Origin of the sequence: Paractinoplanes bogorensis, assembly GCF_018829635.1 — a bacterium.
GTDB classification, from domain to species: Bacteria; Actinomycetota; Actinomycetes; order Mycobacteriales; family Micromonosporaceae; genus Actinoplanes; species Actinoplanes bogorensis.
On record NZ_JAHKKG010000020.1, the window covers coordinates 81022 to 103809 of the forward strand.

24 protein-coding genes are annotated in these 22788 nt (G+C 70.4%); 7 read left to right on the top strand and 17 right to left on the bottom strand.

Features of this window, described 5'->3' with window-relative positions; genetic code table 11:
- Window positions 1-20: 20 nt before the first annotated feature.
- The 12 genes from KOI35_RS43970 to KOI35_RS44025 form a co-directional block, all read right to left on the bottom strand.
- Window positions 21-476 carry a response regulator gene (locus KOI35_RS43970; RefSeq protein WP_215795712.1) on the bottom strand — a complete coding sequence of 152 codons (456 nt, stop codon included), beginning with the start codon at window positions 474-476 and terminating at the stop codon, window positions 21-23.
- Between the two features lie 47 nt (window positions 477-523).
- A complete protein-coding gene (locus KOI35_RS43975; RefSeq protein ID WP_215795713.1) occupies window positions 524-913 on the bottom strand; it encodes a response regulator transcription factor in 390 nt (129 codons plus the stop codon).
- A 115-nt stretch (window positions 914-1028) separates the two neighbouring features.
- A complete protein-coding gene (locus tag KOI35_RS43980; RefSeq protein ID WP_215795714.1) occupies window positions 1029-1682 on the bottom strand; it encodes a GntR family transcriptional regulator in 654 nt (217 codons plus the stop codon).
- A 56-nt stretch (window positions 1683-1738) separates the two neighbouring features.
- On the bottom strand, window positions 1739-2353 hold the full coding sequence (locus KOI35_RS43985) for a type 4a pilus biogenesis protein PilO (protein WP_215795715.1): 615 nt from the start codon (window positions 2351-2353) through the stop codon (window positions 1739-1741).
- A gap of 14 nt (window positions 2354-2367) precedes the next feature.
- Window positions 2368-3063 carry a PilN domain-containing protein gene (locus KOI35_RS43990; RefSeq protein WP_215795716.1) on the bottom strand — a complete coding sequence of 232 codons (696 nt, stop codon included), beginning with the start codon at window positions 3061-3063 and terminating at the stop codon, window positions 2368-2370.
- The gene (pilM, locus tag KOI35_RS43995; RefSeq protein ID WP_215795717.1) at window positions 3063-4088 is read right to left on the bottom strand and encodes a type IV pilus assembly protein PilM; all 1026 of its coding nucleotides are present in this window, start codon (window positions 4086-4088) and stop codon (window positions 3063-3065) included. Before pilM ends, KOI35_RS43990 begins: the two co-directional genes overlap by 1 nt.
- Window positions 4089-4120: 32 nt before the next feature.
- Entirely contained in the window at window positions 4121-4906 is a 786-nt protein-coding gene (locus KOI35_RS44000; RefSeq protein ID WP_215795718.1) for a prepilin peptidase, read from the bottom strand.
- Between the two features lie 71 nt (window positions 4907-4977).
- Window positions 4978-5478, bottom strand: coding sequence for a prepilin-type N-terminal cleavage/methylation domain-containing protein (locus tag KOI35_RS44005; RefSeq protein ID WP_215795719.1), 501 nt, complete (start codon window positions 5476-5478; stop codon window positions 4978-4980).
- 63 nt (window positions 5479-5541) lie between these two features.
- Window positions 5542-6774 (bottom strand): type II secretion system F family protein, encoded by a 1233-nt coding sequence (locus tag KOI35_RS44010; protein WP_215795720.1) that lies wholly within the window; start codon window positions 6772-6774, stop codon window positions 5542-5544.
- 4 nt (window positions 6775-6778) lie between these two features.
- On the bottom strand, window positions 6779-7915 hold the full coding sequence (locus tag KOI35_RS44015) for a type IV pilus twitching motility protein PilT (RefSeq protein ID WP_246614792.1): 1137 nt from the start codon (window positions 7913-7915) through the stop codon (window positions 6779-6781).
- A gap of 126 nt (window positions 7916-8041) precedes the next feature.
- On the bottom strand, window positions 8042-9709 hold the full coding sequence (locus tag KOI35_RS44020) for a GspE/PulE family protein (protein ID WP_215795721.1): 1668 nt from the start codon (window positions 9707-9709) through the stop codon (window positions 8042-8044).
- Between the two features lie 74 nt (window positions 9710-9783).
- Complete coding sequence (locus tag KOI35_RS44025) at window positions 9784-10755, bottom strand: GlxA family transcriptional regulator (RefSeq protein WP_215795722.1); 972 nt, start codon at window positions 10753-10755, stop codon at window positions 9784-9786.
- 116 nt (window positions 10756-10871) lie between these two features.
- Between KOI35_RS44025 and KOI35_RS44030 the strand changes: the two genes are divergently transcribed.
- On the top strand, window positions 10872-12164 hold the full coding sequence (locus KOI35_RS44030; protein ID WP_215795723.1) for an MFS transporter: 1293 nt from the start codon (window positions 10872-10874) through the stop codon (window positions 12162-12164).
- On the opposite strand, the gene KOI35_RS44035 is transcribed toward KOI35_RS44030, so the two are convergent.
- Window positions 12154-12471 carry an STAS domain-containing protein gene (locus KOI35_RS44035; RefSeq protein ID WP_215795724.1) on the bottom strand — a complete coding sequence of 106 codons (318 nt, stop codon included), beginning with the start codon at window positions 12469-12471 and terminating at the stop codon, window positions 12154-12156. The genes KOI35_RS44030 and KOI35_RS44035 overlap by 11 nt on opposite strands.
- Before the next feature lie 74 nt (window positions 12472-12545).
- Here KOI35_RS44035 and fxsT point away from each other — a divergent pair, with 74 nt between their 5' ends.
- Window positions 12546-14966, top strand: coding sequence for an FxSxx-COOH system tetratricopeptide repeat protein (gene fxsT / locus KOI35_RS44040; protein ID WP_215795725.1), 2421 nt, complete (start codon window positions 12546-12548; stop codon window positions 14964-14966).
- Here fxsT and KOI35_RS44045 read toward each other — a convergent pair.
- Entirely contained in the window at window positions 14952-16622 is a 1671-nt protein-coding gene (locus KOI35_RS44045; protein WP_308121429.1) for a putative bifunctional diguanylate cyclase/phosphodiesterase, read from the bottom strand. The genes fxsT and KOI35_RS44045 overlap by 15 nt on opposite strands.
- Before the next feature lie 242 nt (window positions 16623-16864).
- On the opposite strand from KOI35_RS44045, the gene KOI35_RS44050 reads away from it, so the two are divergent.
- Both KOI35_RS44050 and KOI35_RS44055 read left to right on the top strand, forming a co-directional pair.
- On the top strand, window positions 16865-17197 hold the full coding sequence (locus KOI35_RS44050) for a YbaB/EbfC family nucleoid-associated protein (protein ID WP_215795727.1): 333 nt from the start codon (window positions 16865-16867) through the stop codon (window positions 17195-17197).
- Window positions 17178-17576: a hypothetical protein gene (locus KOI35_RS44055; RefSeq protein WP_308121430.1), complete on the top strand. Its 399-nt coding sequence runs from the start codon at window positions 17178-17180 to the stop codon at window positions 17574-17576. The genes KOI35_RS44050 and KOI35_RS44055 overlap by 20 nt, the downstream gene beginning before the upstream one ends.
- A 28-nt stretch (window positions 17577-17604) precedes the next feature.
- Here the strand turns inward: KOI35_RS44055 and KOI35_RS44060 are convergent, their stop codons facing one another.
- The gene (locus KOI35_RS44060) at window positions 17605-17889 is read right to left on the bottom strand and encodes a DUF427 domain-containing protein (RefSeq protein WP_215795728.1); all 285 of its coding nucleotides are present in this window, start codon (window positions 17887-17889) and stop codon (window positions 17605-17607) included.
- Window positions 17890-18087: 198 nt separating this feature from the next.
- Here KOI35_RS44060 and KOI35_RS44065 point away from each other — a divergent pair, with 198 nt between their 5' ends.
- The 3 genes from KOI35_RS44065 (at window position 18088) to KOI35_RS44075 (ending at window position 21525) form a co-directional block, all read left to right on the top strand.
- Window positions 18088-18654: a hypothetical protein gene (locus tag KOI35_RS44065; protein WP_215795729.1), complete on the top strand. Its 567-nt coding sequence runs from the start codon at window positions 18088-18090 to the stop codon at window positions 18652-18654.
- A gap of 295 nt (window positions 18655-18949) precedes the next feature.
- Window positions 18950-20089: a hypothetical protein gene (locus KOI35_RS44070; RefSeq protein WP_308121431.1), complete on the top strand. Its 1140-nt coding sequence runs from the start codon at window positions 18950-18952 to the stop codon at window positions 20087-20089.
- Window positions 20086-21525 carry a hypothetical protein gene (locus KOI35_RS44075; RefSeq protein WP_215795730.1) on the top strand — a complete coding sequence of 480 codons (1440 nt, stop codon included), beginning with the start codon at window positions 20086-20088 and terminating at the stop codon, window positions 21523-21525. Before KOI35_RS44070 ends, KOI35_RS44075 begins: the two co-directional genes overlap by 4 nt.
- 74 nt (window positions 21526-21599) lie before the next feature.
- Here the strand turns inward: KOI35_RS44075 and KOI35_RS44080 are convergent, their stop codons facing one another.
- Complete coding sequence (locus tag KOI35_RS44080; RefSeq protein ID WP_215795731.1) at window positions 21600-21932, bottom strand: nucleoside triphosphate pyrophosphohydrolase family protein; 333 nt, start codon at window positions 21930-21932, stop codon at window positions 21600-21602.
- Window positions 21880-22737 (bottom strand): hypothetical protein, encoded by an 858-nt coding sequence (locus tag KOI35_RS44085; RefSeq protein WP_215795732.1) that lies wholly within the window; start codon window positions 22735-22737, stop codon window positions 21880-21882. Before KOI35_RS44085 ends, KOI35_RS44080 begins: the two co-directional genes overlap by 53 nt.
- Window positions 22738-22788 lie beyond the last annotated feature (51 nt).

The window sequence follows — 22788 nt, forward strand, 5'->3', positions numbered from 1 at the left end:
GCCGGTCTGAGATTCTCGGGTCACCGCCCTGCGGAGAGCAGGAGCCAGCCGACCCGGCGCATCATCTCGTGCGGGCTGAACGGCTTGGGCAGGTAGTCGTCGGCGCCCGCGGCGAAGCCGAGATCGAGGTCGGCCGGGCGGCCGTTGCCGCTGATCATCAGGACCGGGATCTCGGCCGTGGCCGGGGTCTCGTGCAGGCGGTTGCAGACGGTCAGGCCGTCGATCTGGGGCATGGTGACGTCCAGGATGATCACCCGAGGACGGCGCTCGATCGCCATGCTGAGCGCCGAGCGGCCGTTGTCCGCGGTCATCGTGCGGTAGCCGGCGACCTGCAGGCGGAACTCGATGACGTCGCGCACGTCGTCATCGTCGTCGGCGATCAGAACGCTGGGCGACAGCGGTGCCGTGATCGGCCCGGAGGAGAGCGCGCGGGTGAAGGCGTCGGTGTCCATCGGCGGAGCGAGAAGCGCGGTCATGGGGGTCTACCTCCTGGTTCGGAAAACGGCTGTGGGGTCGAAGAGGTTCAGGCCGCGGGCAAACCGCGCGAAGAGATGAGCTCGCGCAGTTCGGTGACGAGACGCCGCGGGGACAGCGGTTTCGGCAGATAACGGTCCGCACCCGAGCTCAGCCCGGCGTCGATGTCGAACGTGTGCGTATGCGACGAGATCATCAGGATCGCGGCGTCGCGGCTGGCCGGATCGCGGCGCGCGAGCTGGCACAACTCCATGCCGTTGAGGGCCGGCATCCGGACGTCGGTGATCAGTCCGATGGGCCGGGCGACGGTCAGGATGCGCGCGGCGGTGTGTCCGTCCTTGGCGGCCACGGCGTGGAAGCCGGCCGACTCCAGAGTGACGGTGAGCAGGTCGCGGATGTCGGAGTCATCCTCCGCGACGAGAACCAGATTGGGGGTCACGTGTCGCCTGATCGGCGCGCGGAGTGGCGACGCGAGGAAGATCACGGTTGCGAACGGGTTGCCATGCACAAACGCGAAGGGCCGCCCTGGATGAGGGCGGCCCTACGGGGGAGATTTACTGGTCGACGAAGAGCTCCTGCTCGACGTCGGCGCGGTAGTCGACGTATATCTGCCGGTAGCGCGCCAGCGCCCCTTGGCGGTCACCCTCCTCGAGCAGGCGGATGATCGCGTCGTGGCCGTCGATCCAGCTGCGCCACAGGTCGCTCTCGGCGGTTATCGCCAGGATCCGCATCGTGCGCGCGACCACCAGGTCGACCATGGACTGGAGCTCGCGGTTGCCGCTGGCCAGGATGATGGTCGTGCTGAAGTCGGCGCCGGCCGCCCCGGCCGCGAGCACGTTGCCGGCCGCGAGCGCCTCGACGAACTCCTTCTGCCGCAGCCGCAGCAGCTGGATGTGGGTGTCGGTGAGGTTGTCGACGCCCCACTCGAAACCGGCGCAGGCCAGCACGCCCATGACGTCGATGAGCTCGAGCGCGTTCTTCTGGGTGACTTTGGTGACGTGCCGGGTGCGGTTGGGCGCGATGTCGATCAGGCCCTCGACGCTGAGCTGGGCGATGGCCTCGCGTACGGGAGTGATGCTGACCCCCAGGCGCGCCGCGAGCTCGGCATCCTTGATGAGCGTGCCCGGGGGCAGCTCGCCGGTGACGATCTCGTTGCGCAGCTGGCGGACGACCGCTGCGGTACGGGTCGGTGGGACCGCGTATGACATACGGGCAGAGTACTCAGGGTGACAATGGGTCGCTGCCCGGGGCGTTCAGGGAGCGTTCAGGAAGCGATCTGGCACCGGTCGGTGCGGTCGGCGCTGGCGCTGCCGGACACGTCCGTCGTGGTGCAGAAGGCGGTCATCGTCAGGGTCGCGGTGACCTTCGAGGTCGGCGACGACGTGGTGGCGGTCTCGTTGCCCTCCTCGGCCAGACTGATCGCCTCGAGCAGCACGGCCCGGGGCTGGATGGTCTGCAGCTGCACGAGGAACTTGCTGACGTTGGCGGCGGTGCCCGAGGCGTTCACCGAGAGCGGCATCTCGGCCACGGCCGGCACCGTGGGCGACTGCAGCGCGCTGCCGGCCGAGAGGACGGTCACGTCGACGTTCACCGCGTCGCCCGTGGTCTGCAGGGAACGCAGGAAGACCGGCATCCCGTACGTCTCGGGCAGGTTGGTCAGGAGCTTGTCCAGCTCGGCCTGGTAGGTGGCCTTCTTGGCGTCCTGCTCCTTGAGCGCGGCCACGTCCTTCTTGAGCTTGGTCAGCTGGATGGTGGTGTCGTCGGCCCCGGTCTGCACCGTGTCGGCCTCGGTGAACTTGGGCGAGATGGCGAGCAGCCAGGCCGCGGCCACGATGACCACGATGGCCACGATCCCGCCGATCAGCCAGATCCGGTCCATGCGACGGGCGTCCATCATTTGCCTCCGGTCGCGGGGCAGGCCTCGGTGAAGCGGCCGCAGAGGGCGTCCGAGGTGACCTTGATGGTGAGGGCGTAGTTCCAGATCTTGTCGTTCTTCGAGGCCGTGGTCAGATAGGGGTCGGAGAAGCCCTTCATGGCGGCGAGCTTGTCGAGGAACGCGGCGATGTGCGGCTTGTCGGGCGCGTTGCCGGTGAGGGTCACCGTCGCGACCGTCCGGGCCGCACCGGCCGCGGTGGTCCCGGTGTCGGGCACGCTGGCCGTGCTGATCTGGCCGACCGACACGCCGGCCGCCGTGGCGTTGCTGCGGATCGCGTCGGTGTAGGTGGCCCAGGGCAGGTCGTCCACCATCAGGGTCTTGATGTCGCCGGCCACGGCGTCGCGGTTGGCGATCGTCTTGGTGACGTTGTTGTATCGCGCCTTCTGGGCCTGGGCCTGCTGCACCTGACCGGTGGCGTTGTCCAGGTTGGTCTGCGCGGTGCTCAGCGCCTGGAACGCGAGGAAGTACCAGCCGGCCATCACCGCGACGACCACGACCACGGCGACGATCAGGGCGCCGCGGGTGCGGCGGGCGCTGCGGCCGGCCTTGATCTCGTCGGGCAGCAGGTTGACCCGGATCGTCAGGACGCGCGACGCCTGCGCCGGGGAGACCGCCGGGTCAACCGGCATCAAGGTGGTTTGGGTAGTCGTCATCAGGCAGCCGCTCCCAGGGTCAGGCCGATCGACACCGCGGCCGAGGGCACGAAATTGTCGAAGCCACGCTCACGGCCCTTGCGGGTGTCCCGCAGCCGGCTGGCGCCGTCGGCGTACATCACGGTGATCCGCAGTTCGTTCTGCAGGTGCTCGGCGAGCCCGGGCATGAGTGCGCTGCCGCCGCAGAGCGCGAGCCGGGTCACCGTCTTCTGCTGCTGGCCCGAGGCCAGGTAGGTGAAGGAGCTGCGCAGCTCGCTGACCAGCGGGCGGACCGCCTCCTCGGCGGCCCCGGCCGAGTCCTCGCGGCCGTCGCCGTGCAGGCCGAAGCGGCATTTGAGCTCTTCGGCCTCGGGCACGGGGATGCCGAGGCGGGAGGCGATGGCGTCGGTGATCTCCTGGCCGCCACGCGGCACGGTACGCACGATCAGCGGCTCGCCGTCGGCGTGCACGACCACGCTGGTCACGTCGAGGCCGATGTCGACGATCGCCTCGACCTGGGCGTCGAGCCGGGAGGCGGCCCGCAGCAGCGCGAACGAGGCCAGGTCGACCGACTTGACGTGCAGGCCGGCCTTCTCGACGGCCTCGACCGAGCTCATCACGGCCTCCTTGGGCATGGCGATGAGCAGGCCGCGGACGGTCGGGTTGTCGCCCGGGTCCTCGAGCGGATAGAAGTCGAGCAGCGAACGTTCCACGGCCAGCGGCAGCGCGTCCTTGACCTGGAACGGCAGGGCCTGGCGCATCTCCTTGGCGGGCAGGTTGCTGATCGACATCTCGCGCACCACCAGCTGCGGGTTGGTCACGCCGATGTTGACGTTCTTGGTGCCGAACTTGCAGGCCGCCCACAGCTGTTTGAGGGCCGAGGTGACCATCACCTGGTCCTGCACCACCCCGCCGGTGACCGCGCCGGGCGGCAGCGGCACCTGGCCGAAGTTGGACAACGCGTAGTCGTCCTTGCCGCGGCGGACCTCGACGGCACGGATGGAGGACGTGCCGATGTCCAGGCCGATCGGGGTGACGCCAGCCATCGGGTTTCCTTCCTGCAGGGGAGCGAGCGGGCTCAGGCGGTGGGGACGAGCAGCGAGGTGTACCACTGCGCGATCGGGGCTCCGGCGAAGACCGCGAGGAAGGCGCCGGCGAGCATGTAGGGACCGAAGGGGATGCGGGTCTTGCGGTTGGCCCGGCGCAGCAGCATCAGCGCCGCGCCGACGAGCCCGCCGAACAGGAACGCCGAGAACGCTCCGATCACGACCGAGCTCCAGCCCAGCCAGCCGAGGTAGAAGCCGATCAGCGGGGCCAGCTTGAGGTCGCCGCCACCCATCCCGCGCGGCATCGCGGCCAGGATGAAGTAGCCGACGTAGAGCACCGCCGCGGCGACCAGGGCCCGGCCGGCGGTCGCCCAGCTGCGCTCCACGATCACCGCGGGGGCGAGCAGGACCAGGGCGACCACGTACGAGGGGAGGACGATCTTGTCGGGGAGCCGCATGACGTCGAGGTCGATCACGGCCAGGGCCACCGAGATCGCGGCCAGATAGAGGTAGGCCGGCAGTTCCCAGGAGAACCCGAACTTGGCCGCCACCGCCACGAACAGGACGGCGGTGCCGGCCTCGACGAGCGGGTAGCGGGCGCTGATCGGGCTTCCGCAGTCGGCGCACCGGCCCCGCAGCATCAGCCAGCCGAGCACCGGGATGTTGTGCCGGTGCCGGACGGCGCTGCCGCATTCCGGGCAGTGCGACGACGGGTGGGCCAGCGACTCGTCGCGCGGCACCCGATAGATCACGACGTTGAGGAACGAGCCCACCGCCAGGCCCAGCACGGCGACCACGATCAGCAGAAAGGTCTGCATCGTGGTCCTCCAATCAGGCGGTGGGAGCCGGGTGGCGCCGCGAGCGGCGCCACCCGGTCGTCAGATCAGGATCAGGTGCAGGAGGTCATGCTCGGGGTGGCGCTGGTGAGCGCCTTCACCGAACCGCCGACCGAGCTGTCGTAGGCGTAGACCTTGCCGCTACCACCCGAGTTGGTGGAGCAGATCAGGTAGCTGGACGCGGTCTGGTTCGGGGCGGTGCCGGTCACGGTCGGGATGTAGGTGAGCACCGACTTGTCCGACAGCGTGATCCAGCCGGCCGAGCCGGCGGTGCCGCCGGAGGTGTTGAGGCTGAAGCTGGCCGCCTGGTTCTTCAGGGTGGTGGCCGTCGGGTACGAGTTGCCGTTGTCGGTGTACCACTGCTCGATCGTGCTGACCGCGCCGCGCAGGTCGGACTGCGCCGACTTGTCCGCCGCGCCCTTGCGGTAGTTGAGGTAGACCGGCACGGCGATCGCGACGAGCACGCCGATGATGACCACGACGACCAGCAGCTCGATGAGCGTGAAGCCTTCGTCGTCCTTCTTGTTGCGGAGCCGGTTGATGACGTCGTGCATTGGGGGTGCCTCCATGGCGTCAGGTGGGGCGGGCGATTGGTGTCGGGCTGGGGGACCCGGGTTTCAGTTGCTCTGGATGTTCTGGTAGATGGTGAACATCGGTAGGTACAGACAGATCACCATTCCACCGACCACGGCACCCATGACGAGCACCATGATCGGTTCGATCGACGCCGTCAGTGATTCCGCGGCGGCGTCGACTTCCCTGTCATAGAAATCGGCAACCTTGTCCAACATCTGACTGATTTGGCCGCTTTCTTCGCCGACTTCGATCATCTGCGTGACCATGGCCGGGAAGATCGCGTGGTTGCGCAGGGCCGAGGACATCGTGTGGCCGTCGCGGACGGCGGCCTGGACGTCCTTCATCGCCGCGTTGATGACCTCGTTGCCCGTGGTCTCGCCGACCACGGTCAGGGCCTGCATCACCGGCACGCCGACGTTGAGCAGCAGGCCCAGGTTGCGGGAGAAACGGCTCATGGCCAGCTTGCGGAAGAGCGAGCCGAAGACCGGAAGGCGGACCTTGATCTTGTCGACCTTGAACCGGAATTCCTCGCTGGCCCGCATCTGCCGGCGGTAGCTGACCGTGCCGCCGATGCCCAGGACGAGGATGAGCGGGCCGATCCACCACATGTTGTGGCTCGCGTCGACCAGGAACTGCGTGATCGCCGGCAGCTGGCCGCCGAGATTTTTGAACATCGCCTCGAAGATCGGCACGATGAAGATGAGCACCGCGGCGATGAGGACGAAGGTGAACGAGAGCACGATCGCCGGGTAGGTCATCGCGCTCTTGATCTTGCCGCGGAGCTCGGTGTCCTTCTCCAGGCTGTCCGCGATCTGCTCGAGAGCGCGGTCGATCATACCGCCGGTCTCACCGGCCCGGACCATGGCGATCATGAGCCGGGGGAAGATCCGGTCGTGCTTGGCCATGGTCGCCGACAGCGAGGCGCCGCCGGCCACGTCCGTACGGACCTCGCCGATCGCCTTCTTGAGCGGCGCCGAGCTGGTCTGCTCCTCCAGGATGGACAGCGACCGCAGCAGCGACATGCCCGAGGCCGTCATCGTCGCGAACTGGCGTGCGAAGACGGCGAGATCCTTGAGTTTCACCCGGCCGCCGAAGCCCGGGATCTTGATCTCCATGTCGAGGCCCTTGCCGGTCTCGACGAGCTCGAGCGGCGTCTCGCCGCGCTGCTTCAGCAGATGGCTGGCCGCGGTCTCGTTGGGCGCCTCGACGGTGCCCTTGGCCCGATGGCCGGCTCCGTCGATGCTGCTGTAGCGATAGACCTTGGTGGCCGGCATCGGATCACATCCGTCCCACGAGTCGCTTGAGTTCCTCTTGCGAGTGGCAGATCTCGAGGGCGGCCGGCAGCGTCACGATCTGCTCGCGCACCTTCTCGGCCAGGTGCTGGTCGAAGGCGAGCATGCCGTCGCCCGCACCGGCCTGCATGAACGAGGGGATCTGGTGCGACTTGCCCTCGCGGATCAGGCTCCGGATGGCCGGCGTGGCCGTGAGGATCTCGCAGATCACGGCGCGGCCCTTGTTGTCGGCCCGGGGCGCCAGCGCCTGCGTGATCACGCCCTGCAGGGACGCCGCCAGCTGCGCGCGGATCTGCAGCTGCTGGTGCGGCGGGAAGATGTCGATGACGCGGTCGATGGTCTGCGTGGCGCTCTGCGTGTGCAGCGTGGCCAGCACCAGGTGACCGGTCTCGGCCGCGGTCAGCGCGGTCGCCGTCGTCTCGAGGTCACGCAGCTCGCCGACCAGGATGATGTCCGGGTCCTGCCGCAGCGCGTGCTTGAGGGCGCTGGCGAAGTCCTCGGTGTCGGTGCCGACCTCACGCTGGTTGACCACGCTGCGCTTGTGCGGGTGCAGGAACTCGATCGGGTCCTCGATGGTGATGATGTGGTCGGCCCGGCTGCGGTTGGCCAGGTCGAGGATCGAGGCCAGGGTGGTGGTCTTGCCGGAACCGGTCGGGCCGGTCACCAGCACCAGACCGCGGGGCAGGTGGGCGAAGCGGGACACCGAGTCGGGCATGCCCAGCTCGTCCAGCGGCTTGATCTCGTGCGGGATGGCCCGGAAGACCGCGCCGCTCGAGTTGCGCTGCACGTAGAGGTTGCCGCGGAACCGCGAGACGCCGACGATGCTGTGCGCGAAGTCGAGTTCCTGGGTGTCCTGGTAGGTCTGCCACTGCTCGGCCGAGACGGCGGCCCGGGCCAGCAGCGCGGTGTCCGACGAGTTCAGGTTGCCGTAGCCGGGGATCGCCCGCAGCTCGCCGTTGACCCGGATCATCGGCGGGGTACCGACGGTCAGGTGCAGGTCGGAGCCCTTGTTCTCGACCAGGGTGACGAGCATCTGGTTGAGCACGGCCAGGTCGCCCGGGGCGGGCGCGGCCGGCTGCTGCGGCGCTGCCTGCTGGGGGACCATCTGGTCGGTTGAGTACATCTCCACCCGGCTATCTGCTCGTCTTCCAGGGACGCCCCTAAATTCGGCACTGCGGAGACCCGGTTTAGGGGCACTTCCGGCGTATTCGAGCGCGATTTCCCCGTACGGAATAAGGTCTTTCCGCCGTCAGATGGCGACCCGGGACACCTCTCGCACCGAGGTCAGCCCGCCCGCGGCCTTGGCCAGCCCGTCCGCCCGCAGCTCGTACATGCCCTGATAGAGGGCCACCTCGCGGATCTCGTTGGCCGACGCCCGCCGGATGGTCAGCGCCTCGATCTCCGGCGTGATCGGCATGACCTCGTGCAGCGCCATCCGGCCCCGGTAGCCGGTGTTGGCGCAGTTGCGGCAGCCCACCGGCCGATAGAGCGCGTCGGGCACGGACAGGTCCTCGAACGGCCAGCGCGCGCCGATCAGCTCCTCCTCGGTCGGCGCGTACGCCTCCTTGCACCAGTCGCAGAGCCGGCGGGACAGCCGCTGGGCCAGTACGCAGTCGAGCGACGAGCCGACCAGGAACGGTTCGATGCCCATCTCGGTGAGACGGGTGACCGCGCCCGGCGCGTCGTTGGTGTGCAGCGTGGAGAGCACGAGGTGACCGGTCAGCGACGCCTCGACGGCGATCTGGGCGGTGTGGCTGTCCCGGATCTCACCGATCAGCACGACGTCCGGGTCGGAGCGCAGGATGGCCGGCAGCACGGCCGCGAAGGTGAGGCCCGCCTTGGCGTTGACCTGCACCTGGTTGACCCCGCGGAGCCGGTACTCGACCGGGTCCTCGACGGTGATTACGTTGACCTCGGGCTTGCTGATCCGGCCCAGCGTGGCATAGAGGGTGGTCGACTTGCCGGAACCGGTCGGCCCGGTCACCAGCACCATGCCGTGCGGCTTGGTGAACGACTCGGAGAAGCGGTCGAGGTTGTGCCGGGTGAAGCCGAGCTTCTCCATGTCGAGGTCGATGCCGCCGGTGTCGAGCACGCGGAGCACGAGCTTCTCGCCCCACACGGTGGGCAGGGTGGCGGTTCGCAGGTCGACCGTCCGGTCGCGGATCAGGGCGGTGATGCGGCCGTTCTGCGGCACCCGCTTCTCGGTGATGTCGACGCCCGACATGATCTTGATGCGCGAGGTCAGCGCGTTCATCACGCCCCGCGGCACCAGGTCGACCTCGTGCAGCACGCCGTCGATGCGGTAGCGCACCCGCATGTCGTCCTCGGTCGGCTCGAGGTGCAGGTCGGAGGCGCGGTTCATGACCGCCTGCTCGATCAGGCTGTTGACGTAGCGCACGATCGGGGCGTCGTCCGAGGCCGAGGCCTGGGCGGCCATGTCCCCCTGTGACTCGGAGTCGTCCTCGGCGATGTCGGCCAGGTCGCTCGACTCGCGCTGGAGCCGCTCGATGATCCGCCGGACCTCGCTGCGGGCGACCACCACCGGGCGTACGGTCATGCCGGTGGCGGCCCGCACGTCGTCCAGCGCGACCACGTCGCCGGGGTCGGTGACGCCCACGACGAGTTCGCCGTCGGCCATCGAGATGCCGAGCACCCGGTGCCGCAGCACCACCGACAGCGGGATCTTCTTGAGCGCGGCCGGGTCGGGCGCGAAGCTGACCAGGTCGACGGTGTTGATGCCGAAGGCGATCGCGGCCGCCTGGGTCAGCTGCTCCTCGGTGACGACCTGGTCGTTGATCAGAACCGCGCGTACGGACCGTCCGCTGCGCTGAGCCTCCTCCGCGGCCGCGTCGACGGCCTGCGGATCGGTCCCGATCTGCTTGAGCGCGTCCAGCAGCGGGCGGAAGGTCTGGTCCATGACGTCCTTGTCGTCGGCAAAGGTGCTCGCCTATGCCTATCGGACGCCCGAGGTCAAAGCTGAGATTTGCAGGCTTATGAGGCGGATTGCACCGGTTGACGGAACGTCCGGCGGTACGCTGTGGGCGCCACGCCGATCGCCGTCTGCAGGTGCTGCCGCAGCGCCGTCGCGCTGCCCAGGCCCGAGCGGCGGGCCACGGTCTCGACCCCCAGATCGGTCGATTCGAGCAGAAGCTGAGCGTGTGCGATGCGCTGTCGCAGGAGCCACTGCCGCGGGCTGGTGCCGGTCTCCTCGCGGAAGCGCCGGGTGAAGGTGCGCACGCTCATCCGCGCGTGCTCGGCCATCTCCTCCAGGCTCACCGGCTCGGCCAGCCGGTCGAGCGTCCAGGCCCGGGTCGGTGCGGTGCCGGTGCCGTCGGAGTGCGGGACCGGCCGCTCGATGAACTGGGCCTGGCCGCCGTCCCGCCAGGGCGGCAGCACGCAGCGCCGGGCCGCCCGGTTGGCCACCTCGGCACCGTGATCACCGCGCACGATGTGCAGGCAGAGGTCGACCCCGGCGCCCACGCCGGCCGAGGTGAGGATGTCGCCGTCGTCCACGAAGAGCACGTCGAGGTTCCACCGCACCCGCGGGTAGAGCCGGGTGATCCGGTTGCCCCAGGCCCAGTGGGTGGCGGCCGGTCGGTCGTCGAGCAGGCCGGCGGCGGCCAGCACGGATGCGCCCGTGCAGATCGAGACGATCCGGGCTCCGCGAGAGGCGGCGTTCAGGAGCTTTTCCCGTACGTCGTCCCGCAGCGACCCGTCCGTCACTGTGCTCCCGGCGTCCACTCCCGGGACGACCACCGTGTCGGCGTCGTCGACCGCGCTCAGGTCGTGGTCGGGGGTGACCGTGAACCCGGCCGTGCTGCGGACCGGGCCCGGTCCGCAGACCACGACCTCGTAGAGCCGCTGCCGGTCGGCGTCCCGCGCGGCCCGGAACACCTGGCAGGCGGTGCCGAGGTCGAACGGCACGACCCCGTCCAGCACGACGACGGCGACCTGATGGGGCATGTCTTCAGTCCTTTCCTGGGTGGCAGGCGGGGCGGTTGGAGGGATGGCCCGATTCTTGCGCATGATGGCCTTCGGGCCACTCGTTTGTTCGGCTCGCGATTCGCAGAATCTGTACCGTGAGCAAGCTCCGCATACATCCCGCCTGGCTGGTCGCCGTCGTCGCGTTCGTCGCGCTGGTCGGCGCGGCCGGGTTCCGGGCCACCCCGTCCGTCATGATCCGGCCGCTGCACGACGAGTTCGGCTGGTCGCTCGGCACGATCTCGGCCGCCGTCTCGGTCAACCTGCTGCTCTATGGCCTGACGGCGCCGTTCGCGGCCGCCCTGATGGAACGGTTCGGCATCCGCCGCGTGATCATGGCCGCGCTGCTGCTGGTCGCGGCCGGGTCCGGCCTGACCGTGCTGATGCGGACCAGCTGGCAGCTGATCCTGCTCTGGGGCGTGCTGGTCGGCCTGGGCACCGGCTCGATGGCCCTCGGCTTCGTCGCCACCATCACCGGCCGCTGGTTCGTCAAGCACCGGGGGCTGGTCACCGGCGTGCTCACCGCGGGCGGCGCGGCCGGCAACCTGGTCTTCCTGCCGGTGCTGGCCACGCTGACCGAGCACTCGGGCTGGCGGACCGCGGCGCTGACCGTCAGCGGGGCCGCCCTGCTGGTCGTGCCGCTGGTCTGGTGGCGGCTCCGCGACCACCCGTCCGAGCTGGGCCTGGGCGCGTTCGGCGGCGAGTACGAGGAGCCCAAGCCGATCGCGCCCGCCGGGGCCGCCCGTACCGCGCTGGTCGCGTTGCGCGACGCGGCCAAGACCCGGCCGTTCTGGCTGCTGGCGGGCGGGTTCGCGATCTGCGGGGCGACCACCAACGGGCTGGTCGGCACCCACTTCATCCCGGCCGCGCACGACCACGGCATGGCCGAGACCACCGCCGCCTCGCTGCTGGCCCTGGTCGGCCTGTTCGACATCGTCGGCACGATCTTCTCCGGCTGGCTGACCGACCGGGTCGACAGCCGGATCCTGCTCGGGGCCTACTACTTCCTGCGCGGCCTGTCCCTGCTCGTGCTGCCGTCGCTGTTCGCCGCCACCGCGCACCCCAGCATGCTGGTGTTCATCCTGTTCTACGGCCTGGACTGGGTGGCCACCGTGCCGCCGACGGTCACCCTGTGCCGGGAGTACTTCGGCGAGCGCGGCGCGGTCGTCTTCGGCTGGGTCTTCGCGTCCCACCAGTTCGGCGCGGCGGCCGCGGCCACGGCGGCCGGCCTGGTCCGCGATCAGCTCGGGGCGTACACCTGGGCCTGGTACGGCGCCGGGGCGCTGGCCGTCTTCGCCAGCGTGCTGAGCCTGATGCTCTTCGCGGGCAAGCGCCTCAAGCCGATCGCCCCGGGCATCGGGCTGGCGACGCCCGCCGCCGTCAAGGCGTGAGCTCGACGACCTCGAGGAGTCCGCTGAGGACCAGGATCTGCTTGACCGAGCCGGAGGCGTGGGCCAGGCGGAAGCGGATCGAGGCGTCGCGGGCGCGCTGGAAACCGGAGATCAGCGCGCCCAGGCCGGTCGAGTCGATGAACTCCAGATCGGTCAGATCGACGACGATCTCGCGCGGCCCGGTGGCCAGGGCGTCGGCCAGCGCGGACCGGACCTGGTCGACGGTGAGCACGTCGACCTCGCCGCGCAACGCGACGGTCGCGGTCTCGCCGGTACGCGCCAGGCTCGTCACCAACTCGTCGGGCAAGGCGGTCCTTCTTCCACTGTGGCGATGATTCCACGTACGGTAATCGGCATCACCAAACACGTGAGGAGCGTGGTGTGCCGGTCCTGGGCGGTCTGCCCCCGCGCAATACCCGTTTCGTAGGGCGCGAAGACCTTCTCGCCCGGCTCCGCACCATGCTCGGAACGGGCCCGGTCGTGCTGCTGCCTGGCGAGGAACACCCGCTGGGCGGAACGGGGCGTACCCAGCTGGCGACGGAATACGCCTACCGCTACGCGGAAACCTACGACCTGGTCTGGTGGATCCCGGCCGAGCAGGCGGCGGGCACCCGCTCGGCGCTGATCGGCCTGGCCCACCGGCTCGGGCTGCCCGAGTCGGGCGACATCAACCGCACCCTGGCCGCCGTACGCGACGCGCTGAGCCGGGGCGAGCCGTTCCGCAACTGGCTGGTCGTCTTCGAAGACGCCAACCGCCCCGAGGACATCAAGCCCTACCTGCCCAGCGGGGCCGGCCACGTGCTGGTGACCAGCCGCAACCCACGCTGGTCGACCGAGGTGGCCCAGGCCATGCCGATCGGCGTGTTCGACCGGGCCGACAGCGTCGATCTGCTGCGCCGGCGCGCCCCCGAGCTGCCGGTGGGCGAGGCCGAGCGGCTGGCCGAGCGGCTCGACGACGTACCGATGGCGCTCGAGCTGGCCGCCGCCGTGCGGGCCGCGACCGGGCGGTCCGTCGACGACTACCTGACCCGCTACGAGGCGCGCTCGGCCGAGCTGGCCTTCCCGACGCCCGTACGGGTGGCCTGGGGTCTCGCCGCCGACGAGTTGAAGGCGGTCTCCCCGGCCGCGTTCGAACTGCTCGAGCTGTGCGCCTTCCTGGGCAGCGCGCCGGTGTCGTGGCGGCTGCTCTGGGGCGCGCGCACGCTCCCGCTGCCGCCCGAGCTGGCGCCCACGGTCCGCATCGAACGGCGGCTCAAGGCGGCGTTGCGCCTGATCGGACGGTACGGGCTGGCCGAGCTCGATCCGCCCGGCGAGCACCTGCTGGTCCACCCGCTGGTGCGCGGCATGCTGGCCCAGGAACTCAGCTCCGAGCGGCACGCGTCGCTGCTCGGCACCGTCCGGGCGATGCTGGCCGCCTCCGACCCGGGCGACCCGGACGACCCGGCCACCCGGGCGCGCTACGCCGAACTGACCCCGCACCTGATCCACTCCGACGTGCTCGGGGCCGACGCCGAAGAGGTCCGCCAGCTGGTCATCAACTGCGTGCGCTACCACTTCGCCCGCGGCGACTACGACTCCAGCCGCGACCTGGCCGCCGCGGCCGTGGCCCGCTGGCGCGAGTCGCTCGGCGAGACCGACACCCAGACCCTGCTCGCGTCGTTCCACCTGGGCAACGCGCTGCGGGCGGTGGGCCGCTCGGCGCCCGCGCGCGAACTGAACGCGCAGACGCTGCGGGCCCAGCGCGAGGTGCTCGGCGGCGACCACGAGACGACCCTGGCCACGGCCAACAGCGTGGGCGCCGACCTGCGCGTCCGCGGTCACTTCGAGCAGGCCCGGCAACTCGACGCGGACAACCTGGTGCGCTACCGCAGGCTGTTCGGCGAGAGCTTCCCGACCGCGCTCCGCTGCGCCAACAACCTGGCCGCCGACCTTCGGCTGCTGGGCGACTTCCGGGGTGCCCGCACGCTCGACGAGCAGACCCTGCGGCACCGGCAGGCCATCTTCACCGACGGCCACCCCGAGATCCTGTCGTCGCGCGCCGAGCTGGCGTTCGACCTGTTCGGGCTGGGCGACTACCCGGCCGCGGCCGAGGTCGCCGTGGTGCGGCCGGGCACGGTCGGCGAGGATCACCCGTTCGCGCTGTGGGCGGCCCGGTTCGCGGCCATGGCGGCGCGCCGGCGGGGGCAGGCGGCCGCCGTCCCGCTGGCCGAGTCGGTGGTCGAGCTGACCCGGCGGCGCTTCGGCGACCTGCACGTCGAGACGCTTGCTGCGATTGTCTCGCTGGCTAACGCCGTACGGGAGAAGGAAGATTTTGATCGTGCCCACGAGCTGCTGGAACGGGCGGTGATCCGCTACCACTCGGTGCTCGGCGACGATCATCCGTTCACGCTCGCCACGTCGGCCGTGCTGGCCGGGGTGGTGCGGGCGACCGGGCGCTATGCCGAGGCGCGGCGGATCGACGAGGAAGCGCTGAGCGGTCTGCGGCGCAGTGTCGGCCCCGATCACCCGTTCACGATGAGCTGCGCCAACGGCTACGCGACCGACCTGTTCGGACTCGGTGAGCGGCAGGAGGGCCAGCAGCTGGCCGGCGACACCTGGCAGCGGTCCCGGATGATCCGCGGGCACGACCACCCCGACACCCTCGCGTGTGCGTGGAACGCGGTGCTCGACGGCGGTGACGACGAGGCTCATCACCAGGTGTCGGCGGCGCTCACGAAGGCGTACGGGGAAGGTCATCCGATTCTGGCCCGGGTGGCCGCGGGCGATCGGCTCGAGACCGACCTGGATCTACCGCCGCTCTAGAACCGCGCCGGTCGCCTGGCGGTGCAGCAGGCCGGTCAGCTCCGACGCCGGCATCGGCTTGGCGAAGTGGTAACCCTGGGCCTGGGTGCAGGCCAGGTCGCGCAGCATGGCCACCTGCGCCTCGTCCTCGACGCCTTCGGCGACCGGGGACAGGTTGAAGGTGCGGGCGATGTGCAGCACCGCCTCGGCCACCGAGCCGTTGGCCGTCGTCTCCTGCATGGCCTGCACGAAGGACTTGTCGATCTTGACTACGTCCACCGGCAGCGCGCCCAGGTGGCTGAGCGACGAGAAGCCGGTGCCGAAGTCGTCGAGTGCGATCCGGACGCCGAGGCTCTTGAGCGAGTCGAGCACCCGGGCCGACTCGGTCAGATCGGTCAGCGCGGCCGACTCGGTCAGCTCGAGGACCAGCAGATCGGCCGGCATACCGGTGTCGGTCAGCACCGAGCGGATCTCGTCGGTCAGCTCGGGGCTGGCCAGCTGGGTGGCCGACAGGTTGACGTTGAGCTTGAAACCGGGGTGCTGCCGCTGCCACTGCACGGCCTGGACGCACGCCTCCCGCAGCACCCACAGGCCGAGCCGGTGCATCAGGCCGAGCGACTCGGTCAGGTCGATGAACTCGCCCGGCGCCAGCAGGCCGCGCACCGGGTGCCGCCAGCGCACCAGCGCCTCGACCCCGACCGTGAGCTCGCCGTCGAGGTCGACGATGGGCTGGTAGTGCACCTCGAACTGGAACTCGGCGAGCGCGCGGCGCAGGTCGTTCTCGTCGCGGCGGCGCTGCGCGGTCTCGGCGAACCGGGACGGGTCGAACCGGCGCACCACACCCTTGCCGTCGTCCTTGGCGTGGTAAAGCGCCTCGTCGGCCTCGCGCAGCAGCGAGTCCACATCGTGCTCGGTGCCCTCGGCGATCGAGATGCCGGCGCTGGCCCGGGCGGTCAGCACGAGATCGTCGACGGTGACCGGCTGCTGCAGGTCACGCAGGATCCGCGCGGCCACGGTGTCGGCGATCTCCTCGTCGGCCAGCCGGGGGAGCAGCACCACGAACTCGTCGCCGCCGAGCCGGGAGACAGTGTCGTTGGCGCGCACGTTGGCGTTCAGGCGCTCGGCCGTGATCTTGAGGAGCTCGTCGCCGGCCGCGTGCCCGTACGTGTCGTTGATGCCCTTGAACCCGTCCAGGTCGAACAGGATGACCGCGGTCTTGGTGCTGTCGGCGTCGTCCAGGGCGTCCTTGGCGTGGTCCATGAACATCGCCCGGTTGCCGAGCCCGGTCAGCGGGTCGCGGAAGGCCTGGCGGGCCAGGATCGCGCGCTGCCGGGTGAGGTCGCGCATCAGGCCCTGGTTGGTGTGCGAGCCGAGGAACTGGCGGATCAGGATGATGCCGGTGACGATCAGGGTCAGCCAGATCAGCTCGGGTCCGGAGTCGCCCATCGAGGTGCGTACGGCGGCCACCACGACGGCGGCCGAGACCGGGGCGTACTGGGCCAGCGGCCAGCGCTCGGTCGCCTTGGCCACCAGCGCGCCGATCACCACGACCGCGGCCAGCGACAGGGTCCAGCCCCACCAGCCGGCATTCCGCTGCCGCAGCGGCTCGACCAGCGCGGGCCAGGCCAGCACCATCAGCGACGCGAAGATCATGGCGATGTCCACGCCGCGTCGCACGCGGTCCAGGGTCCTGCCGAAACGCACCATGAAGCACCTCCGACGCGTTTGATCGGTCGGCATTGCCGGTACATGAGGGAAGTAGGTCACTTGCTGGACAGCCGATTTGTTGCGTCCCCGTTACGGTGGTCGTCAGGTCGGGTGACCGGCGTGCGGAGCGACGGGGTGTGCGGCACGCTCGGGGCTCACCGTGATCTCATAGGCCTGGAAAAGGCCCGAAGCCGGCAACGGAGGACCAAGTAGTGCCGAGTGGAAATCTCGAGACCCTGAGCGCGTCGGCCACGGACGAGGAAGGCGTGGTCACGGTCACCGTGGGCCGCGGCGGAGTCGTCACCGACCTGCGCCTCGACGACCGGGTGCAGTTGCTGAGCGGGGCGACGCTCTCGGCCGAGATCCTGCGGATCATGCGGCAGGCTCAGGAGGCGCTCGCTTCGTCGTCCTCGTCGTCGGACGAAGCGGAACTGCCGGTCATGCCGGCCGCGCCGCCGTTCCCCAGCTTCTCGAACACGCCGACCCTGCCGCATCAGGCGCCCGGCAACGGGTATGAGAGCGGACGTGACAGCCGTGCCCGGTGACAAGCCCCCGCTGCCCAGCCGCGGACCGGCGCCCGCCGTCGATCGGATGTCGAACGCCGAACTGGCGCGGATGGTCGAGGCGGAGCACCCGTACCGGGGGAAGGCCCTGTTCGAGCTGAGCGACCGGATTCCGCTCGACAACGACGCGGCGACCAAGGTGGCGATGCTGAGCCGGCTGACCTCGCTGCGGCGGGCCCGGCTGTTCGACCGGGTCTCGCTGGCCTGGTCGGGGATCATCGCGCTGCTCGCGGCCGAGACCGAGCACTCGCGGGCGGTGGCCTACGAGGCGTTCGGTGCGCTCGACATCGACGAGCAGCGCGACATGCTGGACTATCTCGAGGTGACGACGATCGAGGAAGCTCACCCGCGCATCGTGTGAGGCTTAATCCTCGACCTTGACGTCTTTCTTAATCCTCGACCTTGACGTCTTTCCAGAAGGCGACCCGGTCGCGCACGATCTTGGCGTCCGGCTTGGGCTCGGGGTAGAACCAGACCGCGTCGGCCGTCGTGTGCCCGTTCGACGACAGCGTGTAATACGAGGCCTTGCCCTTCCACGGGCAGATGCTGTGCGTCTCGGAGGGGGCCAGCACGTCTTCGCGCAGCGACTCGCGGGGGAAGTAGATCCTTCCCTCGACAACCACGGTGTCGTCGCTCTCGGCGATCACTTCGTCGTTCCAGATGGCCTTCGGCATAGCTCGAACGTAGCGCGCTCCGAGCCGGTAGTCCGATATGCGAGGGTTAATCGCTATCGGGAGTGAAAGTTGTGACTCGCCCCGACATTGTCGTCGTGATGTAAGAAGATCTAGAGTTGGTTTTCGCTCCTTGCCGTGTCCCTCGCCGATCTTTGTCGTGTCCCCGCCGATCCTGTCGAGACCCCCGCGGAGTGCGCCGTGAATGGTCTGAGCACGCTGCCCACCACCTCTGAGCAGGCGCGACATGCCCTGCTGCTGATCGGTGCGCCCGCCACGCCCCGGCTCGTGGCCGACGTGCACGGTGCGTTCTTCGACGGCGACCTGTCGGTTCCGGCGCTCGCGGCCCTGCGGCGCGATCCCTCGAGCGGGCTGTGCGCGGCCTTGGATCAAGACCTTTTTTCCGTACGGGGGATGATCGCGCTCGGTGACTGGAGCATCGAGCGGCGCCTGGTGACCCCGGCCGGTCGCCGCGCCGACGCGCTGGCGACCGTGATCCGGGTGGCCGGCTTCGCGGCGGTGCGACCGGCTGCGGCCCGGGCGGCCCACCTGCTGCTGCGCTCGCTGGCCGAGACGGTGCCGCACGGGCCCGAGGCGGTCGACCTGGCCGACGCCGCGCGTGACGCGCTGGCCTCGCCTTCGCTGGTGGCTGCGCTGGCCGCCGAGGAGCCGGCGCGGGTCGAAGCGGTGGCGCGGGCGCTGACCCTGCCCCGGTCGCAGCAGCTGTTCGGGCTGCCCTCCGTCCCCCACCAGCGCGGATCCTGGTGACCCTTCCCCCGGGTTCGTCTCGACTGTCCCTGTGCGGCTCCCCCGGCCTCCCTCGTGCGGGCGGCGCCTGATGTGCTCTGGCTTTCCTGGCTTTCCCTTGCCTGGCTTTCCTCGTGCGGGCGGCGCCTGATGTGCTCCGGCTTTCCTGGCTTTCCCTTGCCTGGCTTTCCCCGTGCGGGCGGCACCTGATGCGCTCCGGCTTCCCTGGCTTTCCCCCGTGTGGGCGTCGCGTCGTGAGTTTTCCTCCCGCCCGATCTAGGGTGCGTCTTGTGAATCGGGCTGTGGGGTGCGTCGCGTGAACCGGGTGGAACAGTTGCGCGGGCCCGGGCCGGGCAAGCGGCACAACGCGCGGACGGTCGCGGCGCTCACCGGCAATCCGGGCTGCACGCGGCGTGCGGTGCTGGACGCGGCCGGCGTCGACAAGGTGGGCCTGGCCGAGCGGATCGGGTTCCCGGGCGGGTTCGGGCAGTCGAGGTTCGCGCTGGCCCGCGGGAACGCCTTCGAGGCGATGCTCAAGGCGGACGACTGCGCGCTCCTTCGAGCCACCCTCGGGGCGTACGTGGGAACGTATGAAGATCTTGGAGTCGACGAGGACGGAACCCTCTCGGCCCGGCACGCCCGCACTCGGACGCTGCTCGAGGGCTTCACCGAGGGGCTGGTCGACCATCCACTGCTGACGCTCGACGTGGCCGGGCAGACGGTGTTCCTCGAACCCGACCTGATCGCCTACCAGACCGGCACCCAGCTCCAGGTCGTCGAGATCAAGTCGTTCGCGATCATCGACGGCCAGGCCGACGGGACCGCCGTGTCGGCCGCCGCCGTGCAGGCCGCCGTCTATGTGCTGGCGCTGCGCCGGCTGCTGGGCGACGACAAGGTGAGCCACGAGGTCGTGCTGGTCTGCCCCGAGAACTTCTCGCTCCAGCCGGTCGCGGTCGTGCTCGACGTGCGCAAGCAACTCTCCACCCTGCGCCGCCAGCTGTCCCGGCTCGAGTCCGTGTCGGTGCTGCTGGAAACGCTGCCGGACGGGCTCACGTTCGACCTCGCCCAGCCGGTGCCGGCCCTGGTGACGGCGCTCGAGACGGTCGACGCCCGGTATGCGCCCGAGTGCCTGTCGGCGTGCGAACTCTCGGTCTTCTGCCGGCACGAGGCGGGCGGGCGGACTTCGACGCTGGGCCGGCCGGTCCGCGAGGCGCTCGGCGGCGTCGAGACGATCGACGAGGCGCTCGCACTGGCCTCCGGCGCCGCTGACCCGGCGCCGGACCAGACCGAGGCGGCCGCTCTCCTGCGGGCCGCTCTTCGCCTGCGCGACGAGGCCCTGCTCTCCGGGCCTTCTTCCGCTCTCTCCGGGCCTTCGTCCGCCGAGTCTTCCGCGCCTTCTTCCGGCGATCCTTCTTCCGCCGGGTCTTCTTCGGTCTCCGGGGCCGGACCCCGTTGAGCACGCTTGTCGCGTTGGCCCGGGCGCAGGCGCTCGCGGCCGGGCGGGCCCAGCCGATCGCCACCGTGCGCCACCTGCACGTGCACGACCGGCCGCTGGTGCTCATCCCGTTCGCGATGGCCGGCGAGGCCAACGCGCCGCTGGCCGCGATGCTGGGCACGAGCGAATCGGAGCCGCGGCTGCTCGTGGTCGGCCAGCCTCGCAACCGCGACGAACGGTTCGCCTTCACCGCGTCGCTGGCCGAGGCGGTCGTGCCCTACCTGGCGTCGTTCGGCGAGGGCGCCACCGAGGCCGTGCCGGTCGACCGTGGCCGCGACGTCCGCCACCGATTTGTGGACGCACCCCAGGTCTGGGTGCCCAACCCCGGCGGGGTCGACTTCCTGCGGCTGCTCGGCCGGTCGACCCGTTTCCGCCGCACCGACGGTGACCACCCGGTGCCGCCGGCGGTGCCGCTGCTCGGCCAGTGGCTCACCTTCCTGGCCGCGTCGGCCGAAGTGCCCGGCTCGGCACTGCTGGTCAACGCCGTGCAGGCGCTCGGCCTGCACTGGGCGACCGGGCAGAGCGCGGCCGAGGACGCCCACCTCGGGTCGCTGTTCGCCTGGATCACCTCGGGACCGGAGGCGGCCCGGGCGGCCGAGCAGGGCCCGGTCGCGGGCCCGGCCACCGATCCCGATTTCGACAACCGGGTGCTGGCGCCGCTGATGTCCTCGGCTCCGGCCGAACTGGTCGCCGCCCTGCGGGATCTGCTGATGCCGACCTGGGAACGGATGTGGCAGTCGCTGGCCCTGCTGCGCGCCCTGCCGGCCGGAGCCCGGGTCGGCCTGCGCTGGGACACCGACCGCGACGTGTACTCGGCCTTCGTCGCCCACCTGGAGGAGGACGGCACGCCCCAGCCCCGCCGCGACGGCGCGGTGGCGGCGGCCGCCCGGCTGCAGCGGCTCGAGAACGCGGCGGCGCGCTACGCGGTGCAGCGGGCCTTCGACGATCCGCTGGTGATGGCCGAGCATCGCCTGACCGGGGCGGCTTTCGGCGGGGTGGTGTCGCTGGCCAAGGCCGACCGGATCGACGACACGGGCAAACGGCCGGTGCTGCGCCCCCGGATCATGGTGGCGACGACCGAGCCCGTACGGGTGGAGCCCGGCGCCTCGCTCACCTCGCCCGCCCGCCCGTCCCAGAAGGCGAAGGTCATCTCGGTCACGCCCACCGGCAGCGGCTCGGACGTGCTGCTGGAACTCTCCGGCGGCATGGGCCGCAAACTGGTGGCCGAACCCGGAAGCGTCCCCGTCATCGGCGAACACCTGCTGCTGACCACGTTGAGCGAGGCCTACCGGCCCGGCGCCGCCTTCCCCGATCCCGCCGACACACCCTGGACCCACGGTGGGCCGCCCGCCCACTCCTCCGCCCACCACGAGGATCCGGCCGCCGCACCCGGCTGACACCCCGCTCATCCTGGGCTCAGTGCTGGTCGGGCGGGTCGCCGCACCCGGCTGACACCCCGCTCAACCTGGGCTCAGCGGTGGTCGGGCGGGTTGTCGGCGAGGTGGCGCTCGATGTCGGCCGTCATGCGGGCGAACTCGCTCTCCAGATCGACGTCGTAGCGATGCGCGAGCACGAGCACCGACCAGAGGCAGTCGGCGAGCTCGTGCCCGAGCCAGGCGCGCGCGTCGGGGATGTCCCGCCGCCCCTCGACCGCCATGACCAGCTTGGCCAGGTCACCGACATCCCCGACGAACCCCATCATGAAGTCGTCCGGACTCCACGCACCCCGCCCGGCCGCCTCGTTGTGCCGGTCATAGAGAGCCGCCGTCTCGAGCGCGCGCTGCTGCAATCCACGGAGATCCATAGTGGAACCCTAGGCCCTGATCGGCCCAGAGCCCGGGAGTCACGTCGTTGCCCCACAGCACACCCAGCCCACGTTCGGCGGCGATGCCGGCGGTGGTGCGGACGAACGACAGGCTCAATGCCTCCCAATCCTCGGCGGTGCCGTGCGAGTTGAGGGATCGGGTGTGGAGCTCGGCCATCGCGGCGAATGTCGGCTCGTAGCGGGGCAGGTCGAGCCGGTCCAGACGTTCCGCCAGATCGCGCGTCTCGGCGCCGGTCAACCAGCCGAGCGTGCCCGAGCTCGCTTCCCACTGATAGCCGACGATCGCGCCCCGAGCACCCAGGGCGTCGAGCAACCCGCGTACGGGATCGTCGTCGGGAACTCCCCACCGCTCGAGCAGAGGCCGATAGAAGTCGGGCGAGACCGTGCGCCCGACGAACCGGGACGAACTTAGGCAGCGGGTCGACACCAAGGCCTCGTGCAGCGCGTTGAAGCCCTCGGGTCCGCCGGCGTCGTTGTCGTGGAAGAAGCAGCCCGCGCCGTGCGAGCAGGCCACGAACCGCCGGGGCAGCTGCGGGGCCGGCGTCTCGCCGAGACAGCGCAGGTCGTCCCCGAGATGGCCGGGATCGGCCGGCCGTTCGCGCGCGAGTTGAGCCATTCGCAGCCACCCCGCGTCGTAACCCCATCCGCCCTGGGACTCCGCCCGCCGGAAGATCTCCCCGAGCCAGTCGGCCACGTCACCACGCAGCAGATCGACCAGCGCCGGCACGATTTCGTCGCGGTAGCGCTCGTAGTCGAACAACCACACCTCGGCATCCGCACCCATGCCTGCACCTCCCTGATTCGGCGCCCAGAGTGTGGCCGAATCCGTGGATCA